Annotated in this window: 21 protein-coding genes; 9 read left to right on the top strand and 12 right to left on the bottom strand. The window is 65.3% G+C overall.

What is annotated here, in order from left to right; translation table 11 throughout:
* Positions 1-285: 285 nt before the first annotated feature.
* Positions 286-621 (top strand): winged helix-turn-helix domain-containing protein, encoded by a 336-nt coding sequence (locus Q0925_RS04600; RefSeq protein WP_299332305.1) that lies wholly within the window; start codon positions 286-288, stop codon positions 619-621.
* On the opposite strand, the gene Q0925_RS04595 is transcribed toward Q0925_RS04600, so the two are convergent.
* Positions 622-1356, bottom strand: a complete 735-nt coding sequence (locus Q0925_RS04595; RefSeq protein ID WP_299332303.1) for an RAD55 family ATPase — start codon at positions 1354-1356, stop codon at positions 622-624. It lies immediately after the preceding gene.
* A gap of 125 nt (positions 1357-1481) precedes the next feature.
* Here Q0925_RS04595 and Q0925_RS04590 point away from each other — a divergent pair, with 125 nt between their 5' ends.
* Together Q0925_RS04590 and Q0925_RS04585 are read left to right on the top strand one after the other, a co-directional pair.
* A complete protein-coding gene (locus Q0925_RS04590) occupies positions 1482-2186 on the top strand; it encodes an RAD55 family ATPase (protein WP_299332302.1) in 705 nt (234 codons plus the stop codon).
* Between the two features lies 1 nt (position 2187).
* The gene (locus Q0925_RS04585; protein ID WP_299332301.1) at positions 2188-2592 is read left to right on the top strand and encodes a hypothetical protein; all 405 of its coding nucleotides are present in this window, start codon (positions 2188-2190) and stop codon (positions 2590-2592) included.
* Position 2593: 1 nt separating this feature from the next.
* Here Q0925_RS04585 and Q0925_RS04580 read toward each other — a convergent pair whose 3' ends face one another.
* From Q0925_RS04580 to Q0925_RS04570, 3 genes are all read right to left on the bottom strand, one after another.
* A complete protein-coding gene (locus Q0925_RS04580; protein WP_299332300.1) occupies positions 2594-3214 on the bottom strand; it encodes a chemotaxis protein CheW in 621 nt (206 codons plus the stop codon).
* 185 nt (positions 3215-3399) lie between these two features.
* Positions 3400-5901: an efflux RND transporter permease subunit gene (locus tag Q0925_RS04575; protein ID WP_349254386.1), complete on the bottom strand. Its 2502-nt coding sequence runs from the start codon at positions 5899-5901 to the stop codon at positions 3400-3402.
* 34 nt (positions 5902-5935) lie between these two features.
* Positions 5936-7564 (bottom strand): COG1361 S-layer family protein, encoded by a 1629-nt coding sequence (locus tag Q0925_RS04570; RefSeq protein ID WP_299332297.1) that lies wholly within the window; start codon positions 7562-7564, stop codon positions 5936-5938.
* Positions 7565-7701: 137 nt separating this feature from the next.
* Between Q0925_RS04570 and Q0925_RS04565 the strand changes: the two genes are divergently transcribed.
* Positions 7702-8325 carry a TetR/AcrR family transcriptional regulator gene (locus Q0925_RS04565; protein WP_299332295.1) on the top strand — a complete coding sequence of 208 codons (624 nt, stop codon included), beginning with the start codon at positions 7702-7704 and terminating at the stop codon, positions 8323-8325.
* 11 nt (positions 8326-8336) lie between these two features.
* Here Q0925_RS04565 and Q0925_RS04560 read toward each other — a convergent pair whose 3' ends face one another.
* Positions 8337-8621, bottom strand: coding sequence for a HalOD1 output domain-containing protein (locus Q0925_RS04560; protein ID WP_299332293.1), 285 nt, complete (start codon positions 8619-8621; stop codon positions 8337-8339).
* A 124-nt stretch (positions 8622-8745) separates the two neighbouring features.
* Here Q0925_RS04560 and Q0925_RS04555 point away from each other — a divergent pair, with 124 nt between their 5' ends.
* Positions 8746-9651: a ketopantoate reductase family protein gene (locus Q0925_RS04555; protein WP_299332291.1), complete on the top strand. Its 906-nt coding sequence runs from the start codon at positions 8746-8748 to the stop codon at positions 9649-9651.
* Between the two features lie 45 nt (positions 9652-9696).
* On the top strand, positions 9697-10476 hold the full coding sequence (gene panB, locus Q0925_RS04550; protein ID WP_299332289.1) for a 3-methyl-2-oxobutanoate hydroxymethyltransferase: 780 nt from the start codon (positions 9697-9699) through the stop codon (positions 10474-10476).
* On the opposite strand, the gene Q0925_RS04545 is transcribed toward panB, so the two are convergent.
* Entirely contained in the window at positions 10473-11276 is an 804-nt protein-coding gene (locus Q0925_RS04545) for a TrmB family transcriptional regulator (protein ID WP_299332288.1), read from the bottom strand. The two genes, panB and Q0925_RS04545, sit on opposite strands and share 4 nt — an antisense overlap.
* Before the next feature lie 302 nt (positions 11277-11578).
* On the opposite strand from Q0925_RS04545, the gene Q0925_RS04540 reads away from it, so the two are divergent.
* On the top strand, positions 11579-12574 hold the full coding sequence (locus Q0925_RS04540) for a transcription initiation factor IIB (protein WP_299332287.1): 996 nt from the start codon (positions 11579-11581) through the stop codon (positions 12572-12574).
* Here Q0925_RS04540 and Q0925_RS04535 read toward each other — a convergent pair.
* Genes Q0925_RS04535 through Q0925_RS04525 form a run of 3 tightly spaced genes read right to left on the bottom strand, consistent with a single transcriptional unit; the run spans position 12571 to position 15819 of the window.
* The gene (locus tag Q0925_RS04535; protein WP_299332285.1) at positions 12571-13467 is read right to left on the bottom strand and encodes a hypothetical protein; all 897 of its coding nucleotides are present in this window, start codon (positions 13465-13467) and stop codon (positions 12571-12573) included. The genes Q0925_RS04540 and Q0925_RS04535 overlap by 4 nt on opposite strands.
* 48 nt (positions 13468-13515) lie before the next feature.
* The gene (locus tag Q0925_RS04530; RefSeq protein WP_299332283.1) at positions 13516-14916 is read right to left on the bottom strand and encodes a hypothetical protein; all 1401 of its coding nucleotides are present in this window, start codon (positions 14914-14916) and stop codon (positions 13516-13518) included.
* A gap of 60 nt (positions 14917-14976) precedes the next feature.
* Positions 14977-15819 (bottom strand): MBL fold metallo-hydrolase, encoded by an 843-nt coding sequence (locus Q0925_RS04525; protein ID WP_299332281.1) that lies wholly within the window; start codon positions 15817-15819, stop codon positions 14977-14979.
* Between the two features lie 87 nt (positions 15820-15906).
* Between Q0925_RS04525 and Q0925_RS04520 the strand changes: the two genes are divergently transcribed.
* Complete coding sequence (locus Q0925_RS04520; protein WP_299332279.1) at positions 15907-16371, top strand: PUA domain-containing protein; 465 nt, start codon at positions 15907-15909, stop codon at positions 16369-16371.
* Here Q0925_RS04520 and Q0925_RS04515 read toward each other — a convergent pair.
* Positions 16368-17384 carry a presenilin family intramembrane aspartyl protease PSH gene (locus Q0925_RS04515; protein ID WP_299332277.1) on the bottom strand — a complete coding sequence of 339 codons (1017 nt, stop codon included), beginning with the start codon at positions 17382-17384 and terminating at the stop codon, positions 16368-16370. The genes Q0925_RS04520 and Q0925_RS04515 overlap by 4 nt on opposite strands.
* A gap of 134 nt (positions 17385-17518) precedes the next feature.
* Between Q0925_RS04515 and Q0925_RS04510 the strand changes: the two genes are divergently transcribed.
* Positions 17519-19129, top strand: coding sequence for a hypothetical protein (locus Q0925_RS04510; protein WP_299332275.1), 1611 nt, complete (start codon positions 17519-17521; stop codon positions 19127-19129).
* Positions 19130-19145: 16 nt separating this feature from the next.
* Here Q0925_RS04510 and Q0925_RS04505 read toward each other — a convergent pair whose 3' ends face one another.
* Entirely contained in the window at positions 19146-19382 is a 237-nt protein-coding gene (locus Q0925_RS04505) for an H/ACA ribonucleoprotein complex subunit GAR1 (RefSeq protein WP_299332273.1), read from the bottom strand.
* Positions 19383-19384: 2 nt separating this feature from the next.
* The gene (gene srp19 / locus Q0925_RS04500; protein ID WP_299332271.1) at positions 19385-19663 is read right to left on the bottom strand and encodes a signal recognition particle subunit SRP19; all 279 of its coding nucleotides are present in this window, start codon (positions 19661-19663) and stop codon (positions 19385-19387) included.
* Positions 19664-19825 lie beyond the last annotated feature (162 nt).

Raw genomic sequence — 19825 nt, 5'->3', positions numbered from 1 at the left:
GGACAGGACCAACACACCGGTGGCGGCGAGGTACAGGTATTCGACGACTAGCATGGCAGTATCGGATTTCTTCATACGTGCAGTGATAAATCTGGTCGTCATATTCTCAGCGGTGATACCGTTCGTGCATCACGCGAGAACCGAGCGTCGGAGGCGGCGTCAAAAGGAATGAGACAGCCGTTCAGGAGTGTTCCGCGGTGCAGCGGCCGTCCAGCGCGTGGACAGGGATACCGTCCGCTCGACAGTACGATTTATTATCTTCCCCCGTATCTAAACTGATAACGAATGGATGGAATCGAGATGTTGCGGGTGCTGGGCAACGAGTACAATCCCGAGATGCTGAGTTTCGCGCACGAGCCACGGTCGGCACAGGAACTCAGCGACGAACTCGACGTGCCGATCGCCACCTGCTACCGTCGGATCGAGGAGCTCACCGACACGGACCTTCTCGAACACCACGACCGAGTGCTGTCGGACGAACGGCGGCGGGTCAACGTCTATCGCCGGAACGTCGAGAAGGTGGTCGTGGATTTCAACGAGGGAGGCGTCTCGGTCGACGTCGAGGAGCGTCAACAGGTCAAGAGTCGGCTCGACGAGGCATGGCGGACCCTCTCTGAGTGATCACTCACCGGGGAACGGGTCGTCTCGTCCCCCCATCATGGAGAAGCCGGCGGCGCTTTCGTGAACGGTGATCCCCCTGTCACCGATGTCCATGGGGAAGATATCGGTCTCGATATCCTGTTTTCGCATCTTGGCCACCCAGATGTAGCGGTTGACGCCGGACTCCGTCGGTGTCTGGATCAGATAGATGTTCCCGTCGGTCAGAAAGTTCTCGAGGCCAATATCCTGATCCGGAAAGACGGCGGACTGCTCGGCGATGAGCAGAGAGGTGAGCCCGTTGGATTTGAGGATGTCGGAGAACTTGAGCAGGTACGTCCGTTTTTCCTCCTCCGTCTCGAAGAACAGTTCGAACATTGTCAGCGAATCGAGAACGAGCCGTTCGTACTCGGTTTCTTCGAACGCTTCCAACAACCGGTCCAGCGTCGCGTTGAAGTCGTTGTGGCGGAGGAGTTCCTGCTTGTCGCAGACGAGGATCTGGCCGTCATCGATCAGGTCACTCCAGCCGTCGAATCCGATCGATTCGGCTGCCTGCGCGATTTCGTCCGCGTTCTCCTCAAACGAGAGGTAGACACCCTTCTCGTCAAACTGTGTCGCCCCGTTGTAGATGTACTGGAGCCCCAGAATGCTTTTTCCAGTGCCCGGATTACCACTGATCAGTACCGTCGCATTGTCCACGATACCGCCACCGAGAATCGAGTCCAGCCCCTCGGTCCCGATTCGCGTCAATTCGGTCATTAGGTCATGGTTACGTGGACGGACTAAAATAAATTCGCACCGCGGCTACTCCCGCCGCCGGCTCCGGTTCTCACGACTGAGAACCGAACGCAATCTATTTGCCTCGTGTGTGCAACTCATCAGTAATGAGGGTTTCCACCGGCGTGGATGGCTTCGACGAACTCGTTGACGGGGGACTCCTCCAAGACCGGCTGTACGTCCTCAGTGGGCCTCCCGGCAGCGGGAAGACAACGTTCTCCTCACACTTCGTCACGGAGGGGGTACGGACCGGTGAGAAGTGTCTCTTTTTGAGTATGCACGAGACCGAGGATGAACTGACCCACGACATGAGCGCCTACGAGTTCGGCTTCGAGAAAGCGGCACGGTCGGGAAAATTCCAGTTTCGAAACGTCTTCGATTCGAACGCGAAGCGCCTGTTGAAGGGTCCCGGAGGAAACGACTTTTCGTCGGGGGTCAAGAACATGACAAACCGGCTCGTAAGCTTCATCAACTCCAGGGAAATCAACCGCCTCGTCATCGACTCGACGATGATCCTGCAGTACTTCTATCCGGACAACAACGAGGCGTTCGTTCAGTTTCTCACGTCGCTGAAGCGGGTCGATGCGACGACGTTGCTCATCTCGGAGATGACCGACCCAACCTCCTACGCCGACGAACACTACCTCGCTCATGGCGTCGTGTTCATGCACAACTACCTCGAGGGTGGCGGGATGCACCGTGGTGTCCAGATCGTCAAGATGCGCGGAACCGACATCGACGGCGATATCCACGCGGTCGATTTCGACGACCACGGACTGCACGTCCGCCCGGACCGGAAGCTAGAAGCCTGAAATGTACGACTCAGAGTTCGACACCGAGTGGGCGGACCTCAGCAAGAACGAGGCGCTCGAACGCGCGTTCGCGCTCGGCGTTGCCCGAGGGCTGGGAACGCCCGACCGTGAGGCGTACGAGCGTGTCCGGGACACCGCCGAAACCACCTACGAGCGGAGCCTGATCGAACTCGCTTACGAGGAGGGACGGACAAAGTCGGCCGAACACCCGGGAACGGAGTCCGCGGTGGTGTGGGAAGAACTTGTCATCGACACCGACGCCGACCCGTCAGGCGCGGACTCGTCGGGGAGTTCGAGACACGACGACGACGGTCCTCCGGAGATGTTCTCGCGGGCCAAGCCGACAGCCGTGCCCGACGACGGACTGGACCGGATGCGGCTGCCGGCGTTTCTCAGACGGCGATAACTCACCCGCTCGACGACCGAACCGCCTCGGCGTCGTCGCGCATGAGTTCGCCCGGTTCCGTCCAGATGACGAACGCACCGTCCTCGTCGCGTTTGACCACGCCGTTGATCCACGGTTCGTCGACCGGCGAGTCCTTGATCTCCGCGAGCGAGACGGTCGAGACGCGCCGGACGCCGTCGACGGCCCACCCGACGCTCCACTCGTCTTCCATCCCGTCCGGGTCGAAAACGACGATGAGGTCGCCGTTCTCGTCGGTCTCCGTCGCTAGCGTCTGCTTCGGGTCGATGACGGTCGTGATATCGCCACGGAGGTCGATCACGCCTTCGACGAACGACGGTGCGTTCGGAATCCGTGTGACGGTCCCGCGCTCGACGATCTGTTCGATGTAGGTGATGTCGAGACAGTACCGCTCGTCGCCGAGAACGAACTCGAGTACGGACATCGTCTCCGCGTCGGTAGAGGATTCGCCGTCTTCGGCCTCATCTTCGTCACGGCCCTCATTCTCGCCCGTGTCCAAATCGGGGATGTTCTCGACGCCCTCGGGAACGTCCATCTCGCCGACGGCCTCGGCGATCCGCGTGTCGAGGTCGGGGTCGGCCGCATTCCCGGTGTGCTCGGTCATACCGTCACCTCCGGTCGGTCGAAGGGGGTACGCGCCCGGTCGGTCGTCCTGCTCGTTGCACCCGTCGCGGTTGGTACACACACGCTGTTCGGCGTGGTCGATTCGGGTGTCATAGGGTCGTTACTCCGCCGTTCACGTCGCCACCTAATAAACTCGGTTGTCGGGTTCTCAGGTGTGATAGCGGGTCAGTCGGTGGCCGGCTCCGAGTCTGTCGTCGTCGAGAGACACCCCGAGCCCACCGAGAGATACCGATCCCAGAGAACGAGCGCCGTCGGGAGAACGAGAAGCGAAGCGAGATACGAGTAGAGCACACTGAGCGCGATCAGGAGGCCGAACTGACCGAGAATGGGCGAGATTGCCAGCCAGAGGACACCTAAGCCGGAGACGGTCGTCAACATACTTCCCGTGAGCGCGCCGCCGGTGCCACGGACGGTCGCCAGCAAGGCGTCGTCGACGTCGGTCGAGGCGCCGTACTCCTCGACGAACCGATGGAGGAGGTGGACGGAGTAGTCGATACCGAGACCGATGGCGATAGAAAGGCTGGTCCCGGTGAGAACGTTGAACGGGATGTCAAGAAACCGCATCGTCGACGCGAGCGCCGCGACGGTGACGACGATGGGCAGAACGTTCACGAGACCGAGCGAAGGCCGCCCCTCAAGCAGCCCGTACGCCACGATCAGAAAGCCGGTCGCGGCGACGAGGGCGACCACGAGACTCCGGAACGCCGACTCGCCGATCACGTCCGACACCGCCTTGAGTACGATCACGCCGCCGGTCGCGGTCGCTTCGAACCGCATCCGGTCGGCGACCTCTCGGGTGTCGTCGGTCACCTCCTCCTGTGTGGCGTCGGCCTCAACGGAGTACCGGATGCGCGCACCCGAGTAGTCGTCGGTGATGTAGTTCAGTGCACGGTCCCCCGCCGGCGAGTCCAGCAACGCAGCGTACACCGTTCGGAGGTTGTCATCCGGAACGCCGTTGTCGTTTCGGTCGTTGCGCGCGACCAGCGCGGCGAACTCGGGGTCACGCTCGGCGTGGTCACGAATAACGGTCACGATGCTGGTCGACCGGGCGCGGCCGTCGTCCGCGACGAAACTCGGCGGTGGATCCTCCCCGGCACGCCACATCGCTTCGAGGGCGTGGTCCTGGTGTAACGGCGCCTCGACGTAGACGGTCGTGGTGTCCTCCTCGCCGGTCTGGAAGTTGCGTTCGAGGAAGTTGGTCGTCTGTGTGACGGTGTACCCACCCGGGCTGAAGGGTTCGGGAACGTAGTCGAGATACGCCGGCGGTTCCTCGGGGGGAAGAAAGGCGTCTTGGGTGAACCGGCTGTCGACGCCAGCCCCGTACTGGCCCATCACCGCCGTCGAGACGAGAACGATACCGAGAAACAGCTTTGGCGTCGCGCGGGCGATGTGAACGCCCACGGGGAGGACACGCCCGAGCAGTGAGTGTTCGTTACCGAGCGCCGCGGAGCCGAACTCGGGGAGGCCGACGCGTTCGCGCCACGAGTCGGCGAGCACCTTTGCCGCCGGCAGAAAGACACCGAAAACGAAAAACGTGAAGATGATGCCGACGGCGGCGACGATGCCGAGTTCGCGGATCGAACTCAGGCCGCTGGTCAGGTTGGCCGCAAACCCCAACACCGTGGTTCCGGTGACGATAAAGAAGGCAACAACGAGTTGGTCGGTGGCGACACGCATCGCTCCACGGACGCTCGCTTCGCCGACGTGTTCCTCGCGGTAGCGGTTGATCGCGTGGATGCCGAAGTCGATGCCGACCGCGAGCAAAAGCGGCGGGATGGCGATGAGCAGTTGTGAAAACGCGATGCCGGCAAGCCCCATGAATCCGAACGTCCAGAGCATCGTCATCGCCAACGCGACGAGGCCAAGCGAGAGGTCGATGGGGTCGCGGTACGCGACGATCAGAAAGAGGAGGATGAGCGCGACGGCCGCCGGGATCACCAGTGTGAGCGAGTCGCTGATCACGTCGCCGAGTTCCTCGCTCGTGATGCCGCTCCCGAAGACGGTGATATCGCCGCCGACGGAGTCGACGACCGTCTCTGCCCGGAGTTGGATCGGCGTGAGCGGGCTGGAGCCACTCGTCCCCGCGCCCTCGCTCGTCCCGCCGGGGAGGCGGTGGGTGACCGTGCCGATGGTGGCCGACGCCGAGGCCGAGCGAGCGTTGTAATCCTCGCTGAGTGTGGCTCGGAGTCCGGGGTCGTTTTCGACGGTCGTCCGGACGGCGCGGTCGATTTCGGCCGGCGTTGCCCGTTCGACCGCCCTGATCTCGTCGTCAATGGAGTCGGCGGAGGGATCGAGGGTGCGAGCGACCGCCCGGGCGACGCTCGTCGTCCGGGCGACCTGGAGGTCCTCGTGGTCGGTGAGCCGGTTCTGTGCCCGGAGCATCCGTAGGAGTTCGGGCTTCGAGAGAACGTTCGTCCCGGACTGGATCAACTGTGTCGTGCCGGTGTCGTCGTCGAAGGTGGTTCGCTCGAAGTTGTCGTTCACCGCTCGGAGCGCCTGTTCGGCTGGCACGTCCTCGGTGAACTGGTCGGTGCCGGAGTCGGTGCCGCCGCCGCCGAGGCCGAGAGCGAACACGCCCGAGACGATCAGAAACAGGAGAACGACCCGGACCGGTCGGTCGACGATCCACCCGTCGAGGGCGTCGATGTAGGGCTGGACATCGACCAGAAACCACGGGTCAGAACGGGGGGACACGCGTCGGTCAGTCGCCCCCGTCACGGCGGAACCAGACGAACAGGCCAACGGCGACGACGGCGCTCGCGGCGAGGCCGACGGGCACGAGCGGGAGGCCGCCGCTTTCCTGTCGTTCGGCCGTCACCGGGACGCGGTAGGTGCTTGATACCTGCGTATCGCCGTCGGGGAGTTCGTACTGCAGGTCGAGCGAAACCGGGTAGGACTTCTCCAAAGCGTTGCTCCCGGTGGCGAGACCGATGACGATGGTCGTCGTCTCGCCTGGATCGAGCGTCGAGACGATGCCCTCGTCATCGTCGCTGCTCAGCGGGGCTTGAACGAACGCCTTTGCCTCCACGTCCCGCAACGGCTCGTCGCCCTCGTTGGTCACGCGGAGTTCAAGCGTCGTCGACTCCCCGACGACGACGGTTCGGTCGACCGCCTCAACGCTGAACCGGTCACGTTGTCCCTCGATGACCACCTGCTCGTTAAGTGGGTCGCTCAGTCGGGTGTCGCCGCGGTCGTTGCGGTAGCGCACCGAGAGGTTGAACTGCTGTGTGCTCGCGCTTGCACCGTCGCTCACCGACACGTCGAAGGCGAAGTCGCCACGCTCGTCGGGGGCAAGCTCACCGAGGGCGTACTCGCGGGAGTCGATATCGACGTTCGGATTCGACGATCGGAGCACGACGACGGGATCACGAGCCGTATCCGGCCCGTCGTTGACGACGGTGCCGGTGAACGTCCCGTCCTCACCGACGCGCAGGGTCGCCCCGGTGTCACGGAGCCGAAAGGACTGTTCAGGGGCGGGGCGCAGGCCGACCGTCATCGCCTCCGAGGTGCGCTCGATGCCGTCCGTGTCCTCGTACTCCACCCGAGCGGTCAGACTGTAGCTTCGGAGCGCCGCGTCGTCGTCGAACGCGACCGTGTAATCGACCGTTTCGTTGGCGCCTGGTTCCCACGTGCCGACGTAACCGGTTGAGGACTCGGAGCGGCTCCCGAAGGTGAGTTCGTCCGTTTCCGAGGAGAGAACGACGCTCGCGTCGCGAGCAGGGCGCGTTCCCGTGTTCTCGATGTCGACCGAGAGCGATCCCGTATCGCCGACCTGTGCGGTCGTCTCCGAACCCCGGAGTTCGAACCGGGAGCCGTCGCGGACCCTGACGGCGATGTACTGGGTCTCCTCACGGGTGATGTCGTTGTATTTGGGTGCGCCGAGAGAGTCGTACTCGACGCTAAGGGTGTGGACGTAGGAGACGGTCACCGGGATCCGGTACCGGCCGGGATCGACGGTTTCGGGGACCGTGATCGAGACCGGATCGACCGCGGTGGTGCCACGAGGCACCTCACCGACGGCGACGCGCCCGGTGGTGATCTCGAAGGGGGTGGCTCCGTCCTCGACCTCGACCGACGTGCCGCGGGCGGTGGTGACGCGGGTTTCGTACTCGGCCGGGCCGCCGCGATTCAGTTGGCCGTCGTTCGAGAGAACGAGATCGAGTTCGGTTTCGGTTCCGGGTTCGACCTCCGAGGTCGAGGTGTACAACTCAAGTGCCGGACGGCCGATAACGGTGCCCGAGGAGGACTGGCCGGCGGCGACGCCGGTGGCGGCGACGGCCGAGACGACGACGAGTACGACGAGAAACGTAGTCCGGTGTGGGGATGACATGGTGTGTGGTGGGGAGTCTCAGGGCGGCGGATCTGTGGCCTGCGGTCGCGTGCCCGGTCGGGGACCGTCTGCCGGGTGTATATTCAAAAATTTGGAAGGAACGAGTTATATATGTTGTGAATGAACGTTCAGTAACCGTGGCGTTCGACAGCCCCTTCGGAGCCGACACCGGCGACGAGACCCGGACGGCGATCATGCAGGCGACCTACGAGGCACTGACAAAGCACGGCTACGAGAACCTCACGATTCAGCGCATCGGGGGGGAGTTCCCCAAGAGCAAGTCGCTCATCTACCAGCACTACGACAGCAAGGACGCGGTGTTGGTGGAGTTGCTGGAGTTTCTGCTCAACCACCTCAAATCACAGATGGCGCAGCCACCGACGACGGACGCCCACGCCAGCCTCCGGACCGTTCTCGATTTCGTTCTCGCGACGGATCTCGGCGCCGAGCGGTCCGAGCTGACGAATGTGATGGTAGAACTGCGTGGTCAAGCGCCACACAACGAGGTGTTCCGGACGTACTTCACGGCCAACGACCGGCAGTTCCGGCGTGACCTCGCGGGCATCGTCGAACGGGGCATCGGAGAAGGGGCGTACAGGCCGGTCGATCCCGAGGCGGTCGCCGGGTTCGTGCTAACGGTGATGAGCGGTGCGACGGTCCGGCGGGCGACAACGGACGGCGCAGCGGACATCGCGGCCGTTCGGCGGGAACTCGACGCGTATCTCCGGGGGCGGGTGCTTGCCGAGGGTGTCAAGCCGTAGGTGTCGTGTGGTCAGCAGACCGAGACGTGTCCCGCACCGTCGATGTGGACGGTGTAGCCGTCGTACTCGAAGGAGAGGTGAGCCGCTTCGTCGCCGTTACTGCCAAACAGTGTCTCAAGAGCGTCGGGGTCGATGTATCGTGCGAGCGGGGCGAGTTCACGCGGTGATCGGCCGTCGACCGACTGAACCGCCGCCAGAACGGTCGAGGTAACCGGTTCTCGCCGCGACCAGTCGATGGCCTCACGATGTCGCACCGCCTTCGCACGACCCGCAGTCTGTGTTCCGGTTGTCGCCATGGTTCAATTCTGACTCACACAGTATATATATCTGGCGGCGGGATTATCGCTTCTGATATCGTCCGGTCACGCCGAGCGGCGGAAAACCGAAAGGTGTCCCAGGCTGGACACCCAGAACCGACCGATGGACGTACTCGTCTTCGGTGCGGGCAGTCTCGGGAGCCTCGTCGGGGGCCTCCTCGCGACGGCCCACGACGTGACGCTTGTCGGTCGCGACCCACACGTCGAGGCGGTGCGAGACGATGGACTCCGGATCTCCGGCGTCGAGACCCTGGAGACGCTACCGGCGGCGACGACGGATGGGAGCGGCGCGAGCGCCGACCTCGCGGTGGTGACGGTGAAAGCCTACGACACGGCGACGGCCGCACACACCTTAGCGGCCGGCGACATCGGTGTCGTCTGCTCGCTACAGAACGGGATGGGCAACGAGAACGTTCTTTCCGACCACCTCGATGCACCCGTACTGGCCGGTGCGACCACCGTGGGGGCGCGGTTGGAGAAGCCGGGACACGTCAGGTGGCTCGGTCACGGAACGGTGACCCTCGGTCCGTGGCGACCGGCTGACGACGTGGCAACCGTCGAACGGGTTGTCGAGGCGTTCGAGGCGGCGGGTCTCGACACCGACGCGACGGCCGACGCTCGCGCGCTACTCTGGGAAAAGCTGGTGGTCAACGCCGGCATCAACCCGGTGACCGCCCTCGCCAGGGTTGAAAACGGGGCGGTCGCGGAGCCGCCGTTGTCCGACCTCGCCGAAACGGCGGCCGTCGAAGCCGCGCGGATCGCCCGTGCCGACGGCGTGTCGTTGTCGGCCGCGGAGGCACGGGCGGCGGTCGAAACGGTTGCCCGGGCGACGGCGCGAAACCGGTCGTCGATGCACCGCGACGTGGCGCGTGGCCGCCGGACCGAGATCGGTGCGATCAACGGTTACGTCGCCGAACGGGCGAGCCACCTTGACCGCTCGGCTCCGGTCAACCGGGCGCTCACCGCCCTGATTCGTGGCTGGGAGGTCGGGGTCGGTGTCGGCGATTGAAAACGGAGGGGTATCATTAATTCCCCGGCGGCCGACCAGTGGACGATGCCAACGGTTCAGGAGATCCAGCGGGCGTCGGCGTCGGACGAACCGCTCACGATGCTGACGGCCTACGACGCGCCGACGGCGCGGATCGTCGACGCGGCGGGAATCGATGTGATCCTCGTCGGCGACAGCATGGGCAACGCCGTGTTGGGCTACGATTCGACGCTTCCCGTGACCGTCGAGGAGATGGCCAGTCACACCGGTGCGGTCGCACGGGCGACCGAGACGGCCCTCGTCGTCGCCGACATGCCATTTTTGAGCTACGGAACGAGCGAACGCGACGGGATCGAGAACGCGGGGCGTCTCGTCAAGGAATCGGGGGCCAACGCGATCAAACTCGAATCCGGCCCCCACACGCTCGATCTGACCGAGCGGTTGGTCGAACTGGGCATCCCGGTGATGGCACACCTCGGGCTGACGCCCCAACGACTCAATCAGATGGGATACACCCGACAGGGGACGACCGAAGCGGCCGCCGACGAGATTCTCGACCTGGCGCGTCGCCACGAGGAGGCGGGCGCGTTCTCGCTGGTGCTCGAACACGTCCCGGACGACGTGGCTGCCGAGGTGACCGACGACCTCGACATTCCCGTTATCGGCATCGGGGCCGGGCCGGACACCGACGGTCAGGTGCTCGTTCTGACCGACGTGATCGGACTCTCGCAGTCCGTGCCGCCGTTCGCCGAGCAGTTCGGCGACGTTCGCGAGGAGATAGAGGAGGCGGTGGAGGCCTACAGGCGAGCCGTCGAAAACGGCTCGTTCCCGGAAAACTCGGGCTAGGCTGTCGCGCCGGTGATCGCCGTCGCGAGCAGCGGTCGCATCAGACCAACGACGGGGGCGTCGGCGCTGTCGGTCCAGATAGCGCGGTGTTTGCGGACACCGGGGAGGTCCGTCGCGCCGTCGGCGCTGACGAGCAACGCATCGCCGTCGATCATAACGACACTCGTAACCGCGCCGGGCTGGATGGGGAACGACTCCCACCAGGTCCATGTCTCCACCACATCGACGCCGTCGATACCGTCGAGGCGGTTGCGGATCGGTTCGCCGGGCGATCCGACAACCACGTCGACGCCGCGGTCGGCCGCGTCGGTGATTGCCTCGACGACGTCGTCGGCGAGGAGGGCCTCAACGGCGACCGACAACAACACCTCCTCGTCGGCGGTGCCGATGAGGGTCGCGAGCCGTTCCGCGACGGCGGCCTCACCTTCCATCGTCCAGACGTCGCCGGCGCTCGACGACTGCTCGGGCGAGCCCAGACGGGGGAGAACGGTGCCGAGACGGTCGAGGCGGTCCTGACACTCGCGCTCGACGAGGTCGACCGCCTCGCGGGGCGAGACCGCCCGGAAACGGCGTGGCTTCGACTCCTGAACGCTCACAAGCCCCCGGTCTTGGAGCGTGTCCATGCTGTCGTAGATGCGCGCACGCGGCACGTCCGCGACATCGCTTACTTCCTTGGCGGTCCCCTCGCGGAGGCGCATCAGGGCGACGAAACTTTTCGCTTCATATTCGGTGAGTTCGAACGTCCGGAGCGTATCGACCGCTTCCTCAACGAGCGACTCTACCCCGGTGTCGGCTGGCATTGTATCTTGTGTCACGACGAGCGACTCCCGTGTCACCCGACCTAAGAATGACACCACCAAAAAGAGTCGGGTCGAGCGACGGACGGTTGACGGATCGGCGCGGACCGGTTCTCCCCCGCCATCGGGGCTCCCGTCGACGGCGACGCCGGCTGGACCGTCGCCAAACCATGCCGTATGTTGTCGTGTACCAACTGTTGTTTCTATCGCAATCAAAACACAGTAGAAACTATTAAGATCCTACCCGTTGTACTAATGGATGAGAAGAGGGGCACGCGGTTACGCACGCCCCACAAGACTTAATCATGAGCCAGCAGCCTCGAACCCTCCGAGAGACCGGTGGGGAACAGCGCACGACGACCGAGAACCGCGAAGAAGCCGAGAGTGCCGAGCACGCCTGTCCGGAGTGCGATGCCGCACTGGTCACGGACGAGTCACGCGGCGAGACGGTGTGTGAGGCGTGTGGTCTCGTGGTCAAGGAGAACGAGATCGATCACGGCCCCGAGTGGCGCGCCTTCGATTCCAGCGAGCGCGCAGAGAAGAGCCGCGTCGGCGCACCGACGACGAAGCTCCTACACGACGACGGACTGTCGTCTGTCATCGACTGGCAGGACCGGGACGCAAAGGGACGGACCATCGACGGAAGCAAGCGCCGGAAGCTCCAACGGCTCCGGACGTGGGACGAACGGTTCCGTTCGAAGAACGCACAGGAGCGCAACCTGAAACAGGCACTCGGCGAGGTCGATCGGATGTCGTCGGCGCTCGGGCTCCCCGAAAGTGTCCGCGAGACGGCGAGTGTGGTCTACCGGAAGGCGCTGGAAGACGACCTTCTGCGTGGCCGGTCGATCGAGGCGATGGCGACCGCGTCGCTGTACGCGGCCGCCAGACAAGCTTCGATCCCGCGGAGCCTCGACGAGTTCGAACCTGTCAGCCGGGTCGGCCGCAAGGAGTTCTCGCGGGCGTACCGATACATCGTCCGCGAACTCGGACTGGCGATCGAACCCGCCAACCCGTTGGAGTATCTGCCGCGTTTCGCCTCCGATCTCGACCTCAACGGAGCGACGAAATCGCGTGCACGGTCGCTTCTCGAGGAGGGGATGGAAAGCGGTGTCCACAGCGGCAAGAGTCCGGTCGGACTCGCGGCGGCAGCGCTCTATGCGGCCTCGATCCTCGAGGGCGAGAAGGTGACCCAAAAAGAGGTGTGCGAGGTCAGCGATGTCTCCGAGGTGACCGTCCGCAACCGGTACACCGAGTTGCTCGAAGCCGGCACCGACCCCGACGCGGCACGAAGCGCCGCCTAAGGACGGATCGCAGTCTCTAGATCCGCACCGATCAGCTCCGCTCGGAGTTGTTCGGCTGCTGCCCCGGTTTCATCGGCGTTTTCCATCAGGACCGTCTCGCTCGGAAAGAGGTTCTCGCCAACGACGAGACCGTGGTCACGCGCCGTCGATCCGGTCATCGTAAGGTAGACACCGAGTCCGGCGTCGGCTATCGCGGCCTCCTCCTCGGTTCCCGGGTCCGGGTAGACAAAGGTCACGTCATCGAGTGCCCGCGTTCCAAGAACGGCCTCCACGAGGCGTTCGTACCGCGGTGAGATACACAGTGGCCCGGTGTACCCCGAGACGAACGCCCGGTCGAGTTCGGTCCCCGGAGGGACGGTTCCGGGCGTCGCCAGAAGCGTGTGATACACCGTATCGCCGAGGCCGCTCACGACCCGAACGTCGGTATCGCGAGGATCGATCCGGGCGTTCACGTCGGCGAGTGAGCCAAGCCCCTCCTCGCCGAGCGTAACCACCTCCTCCAACACGAGGTCGGCGCTGTCGAACCCGAGACCGAACTCATGGGTTCGGAGCGCACGGAACGGCTCCTCCCGGCCGACGAGTTCGACCGTCTTGCCCTCTGCCACGACGGTCGCACTGTCGAAGACGATGCGCCGGGGCATCCCCTCGCGGTCGTCCCGTAGAAGGGTGTACTCCGGGCGCGTCGGATCCGAAAGATCGCTGTACGCCGCGAGCCGTTTGTACACGTCGCGGTCGGCCTCGGCCTCGCCTTTGGTGATCGCCTTCTCGTATCGGAGCGTCGAGGAGACATCGTCCGCGAGGTCGGTCGCGCCCGCGACGGCGGCGAAGCGTTCGAGAACCGCCTCAAGCGGGCGTCCCTTCCGGGGAACGGCGACACGAACCGTCTCGGTCATTGTCGGACGGATGCGGGCGCGGGCTTTAGCGATTGCGCTTCGGGCGCATCACCCCTGTCCGGCCCCGAAGGCGTCACCGAGGCGGTTGCGGAACGTCTGGAGGTCGTCGATGTTCGATCGGAGCGCCTCGATGTCGTTCTCGAACGCCTCGACCGTCTCGAGTCGGTCGTCGAGGGAGTCGACCGTCTCGCCGAGTTCGTCGAGGCCGTCGTCGAGGCTCTCGATCCGGTCGGAGACGGCCGCGACGTCGTCGGTGATGGCAGCCACCTCGTCGCGGAGGTCGGCCCGGTCGGTCTCCGCCGTCGACAACGACTCGTCGAGGCTCTCGACACGGGCTGTCAGGTCGCTCAGTTCCTCGGTCACGTTCTCCAGCGCCTCCTCGGCGGTGCCGTTCTCGTCGAGGAACCCTTCGAGAGCGTCGCGGTATGCCAACAGATCCGCGACCTCCGACTGGAGACGGCCGATCCGGGCGTCGACGCTGGTCGGCGACGCCTCATCCAGCGCCTCACGGAGAACAGAAAGGTCGTCGTCGTCGACACGGTCGGCGCGAATCTCGGCGGCGAGGGCGGCCGCGACCGAGTCGGTTTCAACGGCGGGCCGGTCGGCCGTGTGCTCGGGAGCCGGGTCGGTCTCGGCGGCATCGTCCCTGTCGTCGTCACCGACGGACCCGTCGGCCGCGGCGGGGCTGTCGCGGGGGTCGAGCGATTCGGCCGCGGCCGAGGAGTGGACCGACTCGGGAGCCTCGGCGTCGGCTTCGGCTTCGGCTTCGGCTTCGTCCTCGTCCTCGGCGTCGTCATCGACTTCCGGCGCCGCGTCTGCGGTATCGACACGAGTCACGTTCGTGTCACCGTCGTGCATCGCCGCGTCGAGGTCGTCGGCCGGGTCACGGGGGGTCGGGGAAGCGTCTGTGTCGGCATCGGCGTCGACCTCGGCGTTGGGTTCCGTGGCCGGTGGATCGTCGGGATCGCCAAGGAGCGGTCCGGAATCGAGATCAGACAGGCCGTCGTCGCCGTCACCGGAGAGAGCGTCGCGGACGACCTGTGTCGTCTCGCGACCGAGCACGTCGCCGGTGTCGGGATCGGTGTCGGTTTCGATCAGTTCGATCGTGGGTTCGTCGAGAAAGTCGTCGGCCTCGGAGGGATCGTCGATACGGATGCCGTACACCGTGAGAACGGACTCACCAGGGTCGATCGTCCGCTCGTATGCGACGCGGTGGTCGCGGTATGCGGTCCAGTTGTCGCTGTCGTAGTCGGGGTGAAAGCCGACGCCCTCCATCGGGAACGATTCGGGGATGTGTTCCACGAGGCGGATCCGGATAGGATCCTCGGCGAGCGATTCGATCTGGAAGGCGATGGCGGGGACCGGGAACCGGTCGGCCTCGAACGCCTTTCCCACGCGCACCTCCTCCGTCGAGACGGACACCGACGGATCGGACTCTGGATCGGCCATGAGGCATACTGCTTCCAGTAGTAGCATAAAACAACCGGCGGGTCCGACGCCCGCCGCCGGCTACAGGTCGACCCGATCGCCGAGTTCGACGATAGCCAGTCGCTCGGGATAGTCGAAGCTCCGAGCGTGGTGGTGGAGAACGGTCGGATCGGCGGTGAGCCCTTTCCACATGTCCCAGTGGCTCGGTAGCAGGCGGTCGAGTTCGAGCGCTTCGGCCGCGCGGATCACCCCGTTCTCGTCGGCATACCACCGCGTCCGGGTCGGTTTACCCGTCTCCTTGTCGGGGATGCGGCCGGCCGACCCGAAGGCCAACACCCCGAGGTCGATGTCGAACCGGTCGGCGATGTCCGGAAAGGAGTCGGCGTGTCGGGTGTCACCGCCGTGGAAGACGGTCCCGGTCGGGTGGTCGATCACGTAGCCGACGGGGTGGTCCGCGTCGGGATCGTTCACCGGGACGACGTGGATGGTGAACTCCCCGATATCGAAACGATCGTTCTCGGCGACAGTGACGAACTGGTCGGCGACAACGCCCCACTCGTCGGTCCACATCTCCCGTTCGACGACCGCCATGCTGGCGTCGGGGGCGTAGTAGTCGGCACCGGTCGAGGCGAGGATGGGGGCCTGTGTCGGGCCGTGGACGTGGTCCGAGTGTTCGTGGGTCGCAAGAACGGCGTCGGCCGCCTCAACGTCGCTCGGAGCGAACGGAACGGGGATCATCCGAATCGTCCGCGGCGGGTCGCCGGTGCCGAGGTAGGGATCGATCAACAGCGTCGTTCCGCCGCTCCCTTTGAGAACAACGCCGTTACAGCCCAGATACCAGATTGCGACGGTGTCGGGGTCGGCGTCAGCGACGGCCGCCGGAAGCCAGTCGCCCCAGTCGCTCTCGCCGAGTTCGTGTGACATGTCGGCCCGTCCGGTCGGTCGGTGTCTAAGCGTTGCGGTCCGCAGAACACCCGGGAAGGTTTTGTCCGTGGATGGGTGACCGCAACCATGACCTTGAACGAACTCGTCCGCCTCCGAACGGTCGCAGACTACCAGTTCGGCGGTGGCGCGGGGGCGGCGCTGTTCCCGCCGGACGGTGACCTGACCGTGACCCACTCGACCGGCGGCCGCCCCAGACAGATCCGGACCGACGCGGGTCGGCTTGTCTCCTACGGCACCGACGGCCGCTTCACGCTCGGCGTCGAGGGCGGCCGGCGCCTGACCGAAGCACTCGATCCGCCGCGGGCGCGGGTCGTCGTCGGCGCCGAGAGCGAACCCTTTGTCCGTGAGGGAAAAAACGCCTTCGCGAAGTTCGTCACCGCCGTCGACGGCGACGTGCGACCGAGCGACGAGGTGGCGGTCGTGAACGACGATGGCGACGTACTCGGCGTCGGGCGGGCGGAACTGTCCGCCAACGCCATGCGGGACTTCGGGACGGGAATGGCGGTGAAGGTGCGCGAAGGGGCGGACTAAAGATACGCCGCCACCCCCAGCGCACGGGCGACGGGAATGCCCGCGAGAACCGAGCCGAGGAGGTAGCCGCCGATAGCCCCCCCGTTCAACAACGGGAGCCCGGCGTGGGCGCGACCCTTCAGGACGGCCCACAGCAGGATTCCGAGGCCCAGAAAGGTTCCGATTATCGCCAGCAGAGCGGGAAGGTTGAGCGCGGGGAGACCACGGACACCGAGCGACGCCGCAGGGGAGAAGGCGGCCGCGCTGGCGACCATCACGGTCGGCATCACGGCATCCCCAAGACCGATAAAAAAGGCGTCGCGCCCGCCATCCGATACCTCGTCGGCCGTGCCCGTGTCGGTGTTGACGGCGTCGTCATCGGCGGCATCATCGGGTCCGTTATTGTCATGGACATCGTTCGCCCCGCTGAAATCGTCGTCGAGCAGGGAGTAGGACAACGAGAGCGGGACGACGAGAATCACCGGAATGTGGAGATCCATCACCCCCTCGGCGAGGCTGAGCATGTGTTCGGTGCCGTAGACGCTGATGGCGTCGTACACGGCGAGTACCGACAGAAGGACAAGCGCAGGGAGCAGTCCGAAACTGATGCCGAACAGCGCTCCGGCGCCGATACCCATCACGACCCCGGCGGCGTCGATGACGTACCACTCGGGATAAACCAGCAAGGCGAGTGCGACGCCGATAGAGAGCGCCACCGCGAGAACGTTGACCGATCCGACGATGAGTGGCGCGGGCGCGACAACGGAGAAGACGTACCACGAGACGAGCGCACTGGAAAGGAGAACGACCGCCCGGACGGCACGCTCGAAGGCGTATTTGAACGCGGCGAGCATCAGGGCCGTCGCGACGAGAATGGCGGCAAAGTACACGAGGCTGTTGGTCGGGTCCGAGGGATCCTCGACCGCCTGGTACCCGGCCGTCTCGAAGGGACCGACCATCGCGAGCGCACCGACCTGGACGAGCAAGAACAGCACCCCGGCGACGGCGGCGCCGCGGGCCTCGCGTGCGTTCATGCCAGCCACTTGGTTAGGGGGTGGTTTGGGGATTGCGACTCCCCGTCCGGCTTCGGTGTGTCGGCAGGTTCGGGGATCGGCGGTCGGTCCGGCCGTCCGATACGGTCAACAGTGTGGGGCCGCTAGTCCCGGTGATGTCCTCTATCGCGGAAGCCCTCCGATTCGTCGCACGCCGGATAGCGTGGTTGCGTGGCCGGTCGCCGCGGTCGCCGGGAGGCGGTGTCCTCGCCGTTCTGGCCGTTCTGGCCGTTCTCGCCGTCGTCGGCTGGTACTTCCGGCCGTGGCTACACGGACTCGTCTACACGGTGTACACGACACCGATCCTGCCTCTCGTCGTGTTTGTCGCCGGGCTGTCGGTGTACGCTCTCCGCCAGCGAACAGGCGTGGTCGGTCCACAGGTCGCACTCGCCGTGTTTCTGGCTGTCCTCGTCGTCGGGAGCGGGGTCACGGGGCTGTTGGCCGGCGAACGCCTCGGCAAATCGACCCTCGAATCGGCCACGACGGCCGACACGCTGGCCGAGACCGACTCCGGAATGCCGCGTGTCGTCCCGAAAAGCGTCGCCGGCCGTTACGCCTCGAACACGCTCAACTTTCCGCAGTACCGGATCACCGGGAGCGACGTGACCGTCGACAACGGGACGCCCTACTGGTCGTACGCGCTCGCGCCCGACGGCGCGTACAACTACTTCACCAAACAACAACGCGGGACCGTCCTTGTCGATATGACACAACAGAACGCGGAGGTCAGGACGGTCACCGACGACCTCGAACGTGGTGTCGGGCCGGTGTTCTACAACAACTACCGGTTCGAACTGCTCAAGCGCGGTCAGTACCTCGTCGACTACGGCGACCCGTTCATGCTCGTCGATGAGGGCGAACAGTACGTCGCGGTGCCGTACACGACGCCGACCTTCCACTGGGCGCCGCTTCCGTACACGACACCGGAGTGGGGAGGCGTTGCGCTGATCGACGACGAGGGCAACGTCGAGGATCTATCCCCCGCGGAGGCAAGGCAACATTCGGCGCTGGACGGACAAAAGCTCTATCCGTTCGACCTCGCCCGGAAAAAGGTCGCAACGACAAAGTACCGCCGCGGGATCGTCAACACGTTCACCAGCCACGAGGACGAAGTCGAGGTGGCGCCCGTCCCGGGTGCCGACAACGACCAACCGTTTCTGGTGTTCACCGAAGACGGGCCGGAGTACATCGTTGCGGTCGAACCGTACGGCGAGGCACAGGGGCTCAGGGAGGTCTGGACCGTCGACAGCCGGACCGGCGACTACGAGGTGTACACCCCCGACAGGTCACTGTTCGGCGCCAGAAAGGCGACCGACTACGTCCGACAGGCCGCGCGGACGACCGACTGGAACCGCTTCACCCCATCGGAGCCGATCCCCGTCGTCGTAGACGGTCAACTGTACTGGCAGGTCCGGGTCATTCCGGGCGACAGCAGCGGGATCGCGTACATCGCGTTCGTCAACGCACAATCGAGTGACGTACGGGAGGTGTCGACGACCCCCGAGGTCGTCGGGTTCCTCGATGGTGGCGTAGGGGCCACCGACAGCGGCGACGGCAGTAGCGGTGGGTCGGCCGACGGCCGCCAACCCTCGCTGATCGTGCAACGCGTCGCCCCGAACGGCTCCGTCGTCGGAACGCTGGAGGTCTACGGGAACGAGTCCGTCCGTGTCGTCCAGGGCAACGCGACGCGGACGAACGGCACGACGACCTCGCCGGGAGCGGCCTGACCACCGTCGTCTCGGATCAGCGCGAGCGCGCGTACAGTTTCTCGCCGAGAATGTCGGGCAACCGGACGTGATCGTCGGGTGAGACGGCGAGATAGGGGCGATCGACGGGGCCGAACACGTCGACGACACGGCCCACGCCCGAGAGCGACTCGTCGACGGCCGTCGCACCGATATCGGGTGTGTCGTCGCCGTCGTCGGAACGGACGATGGCGAGTCCCTGTGCGGTCCGGGTGACGGTACCGAGGCGACGCACGGTCAGTCCCGGAGGATCGTCACGTAGGCCGCGATGGCTTGGACGAGGTCGTTTTTCGAGGAATCGTCGGCCCCCTTGATCAACACACGACCGCGAGGCTCGTATTCGCGGGGGTAGGTCATGTCCCGTTCGATCACCGCGTCGTAGCCGACCTGCTTGGCGGCCTCGGCGATTTCGTCGACCGTCGGGTCGTCGACGGCCTCGCCGGTTGGAACCCGCCGCCCCTCGGCGCGGCTTTTCGCCGCGTCCAGATAGGCGGGCCAGATGACGTTCTCGACCATACGCCAACCCGACGCGCCGTCCGTAATACGGTTTTGGATGGCCGCGGCCTCACCGTCGTGGTCGCCTGCGCGTGACGGCCGCGATCAGAAGGAGGGCGGCGACGGCGGCGGTGCCGACCCCGAACCCGGGCGCGTCGCCGGACGTGGTGGCCGTCTGCGTCG

The organism is Haloplanus sp., from assembly GCF_028275055.1.
Classification (GTDB): domain Archaea; phylum Halobacteriota; class Halobacteria; order Halobacteriales; family Haloferacaceae; genus Haloplanus.
This window is presented reverse-complemented; position numbering and strand designations above follow the sequence as displayed.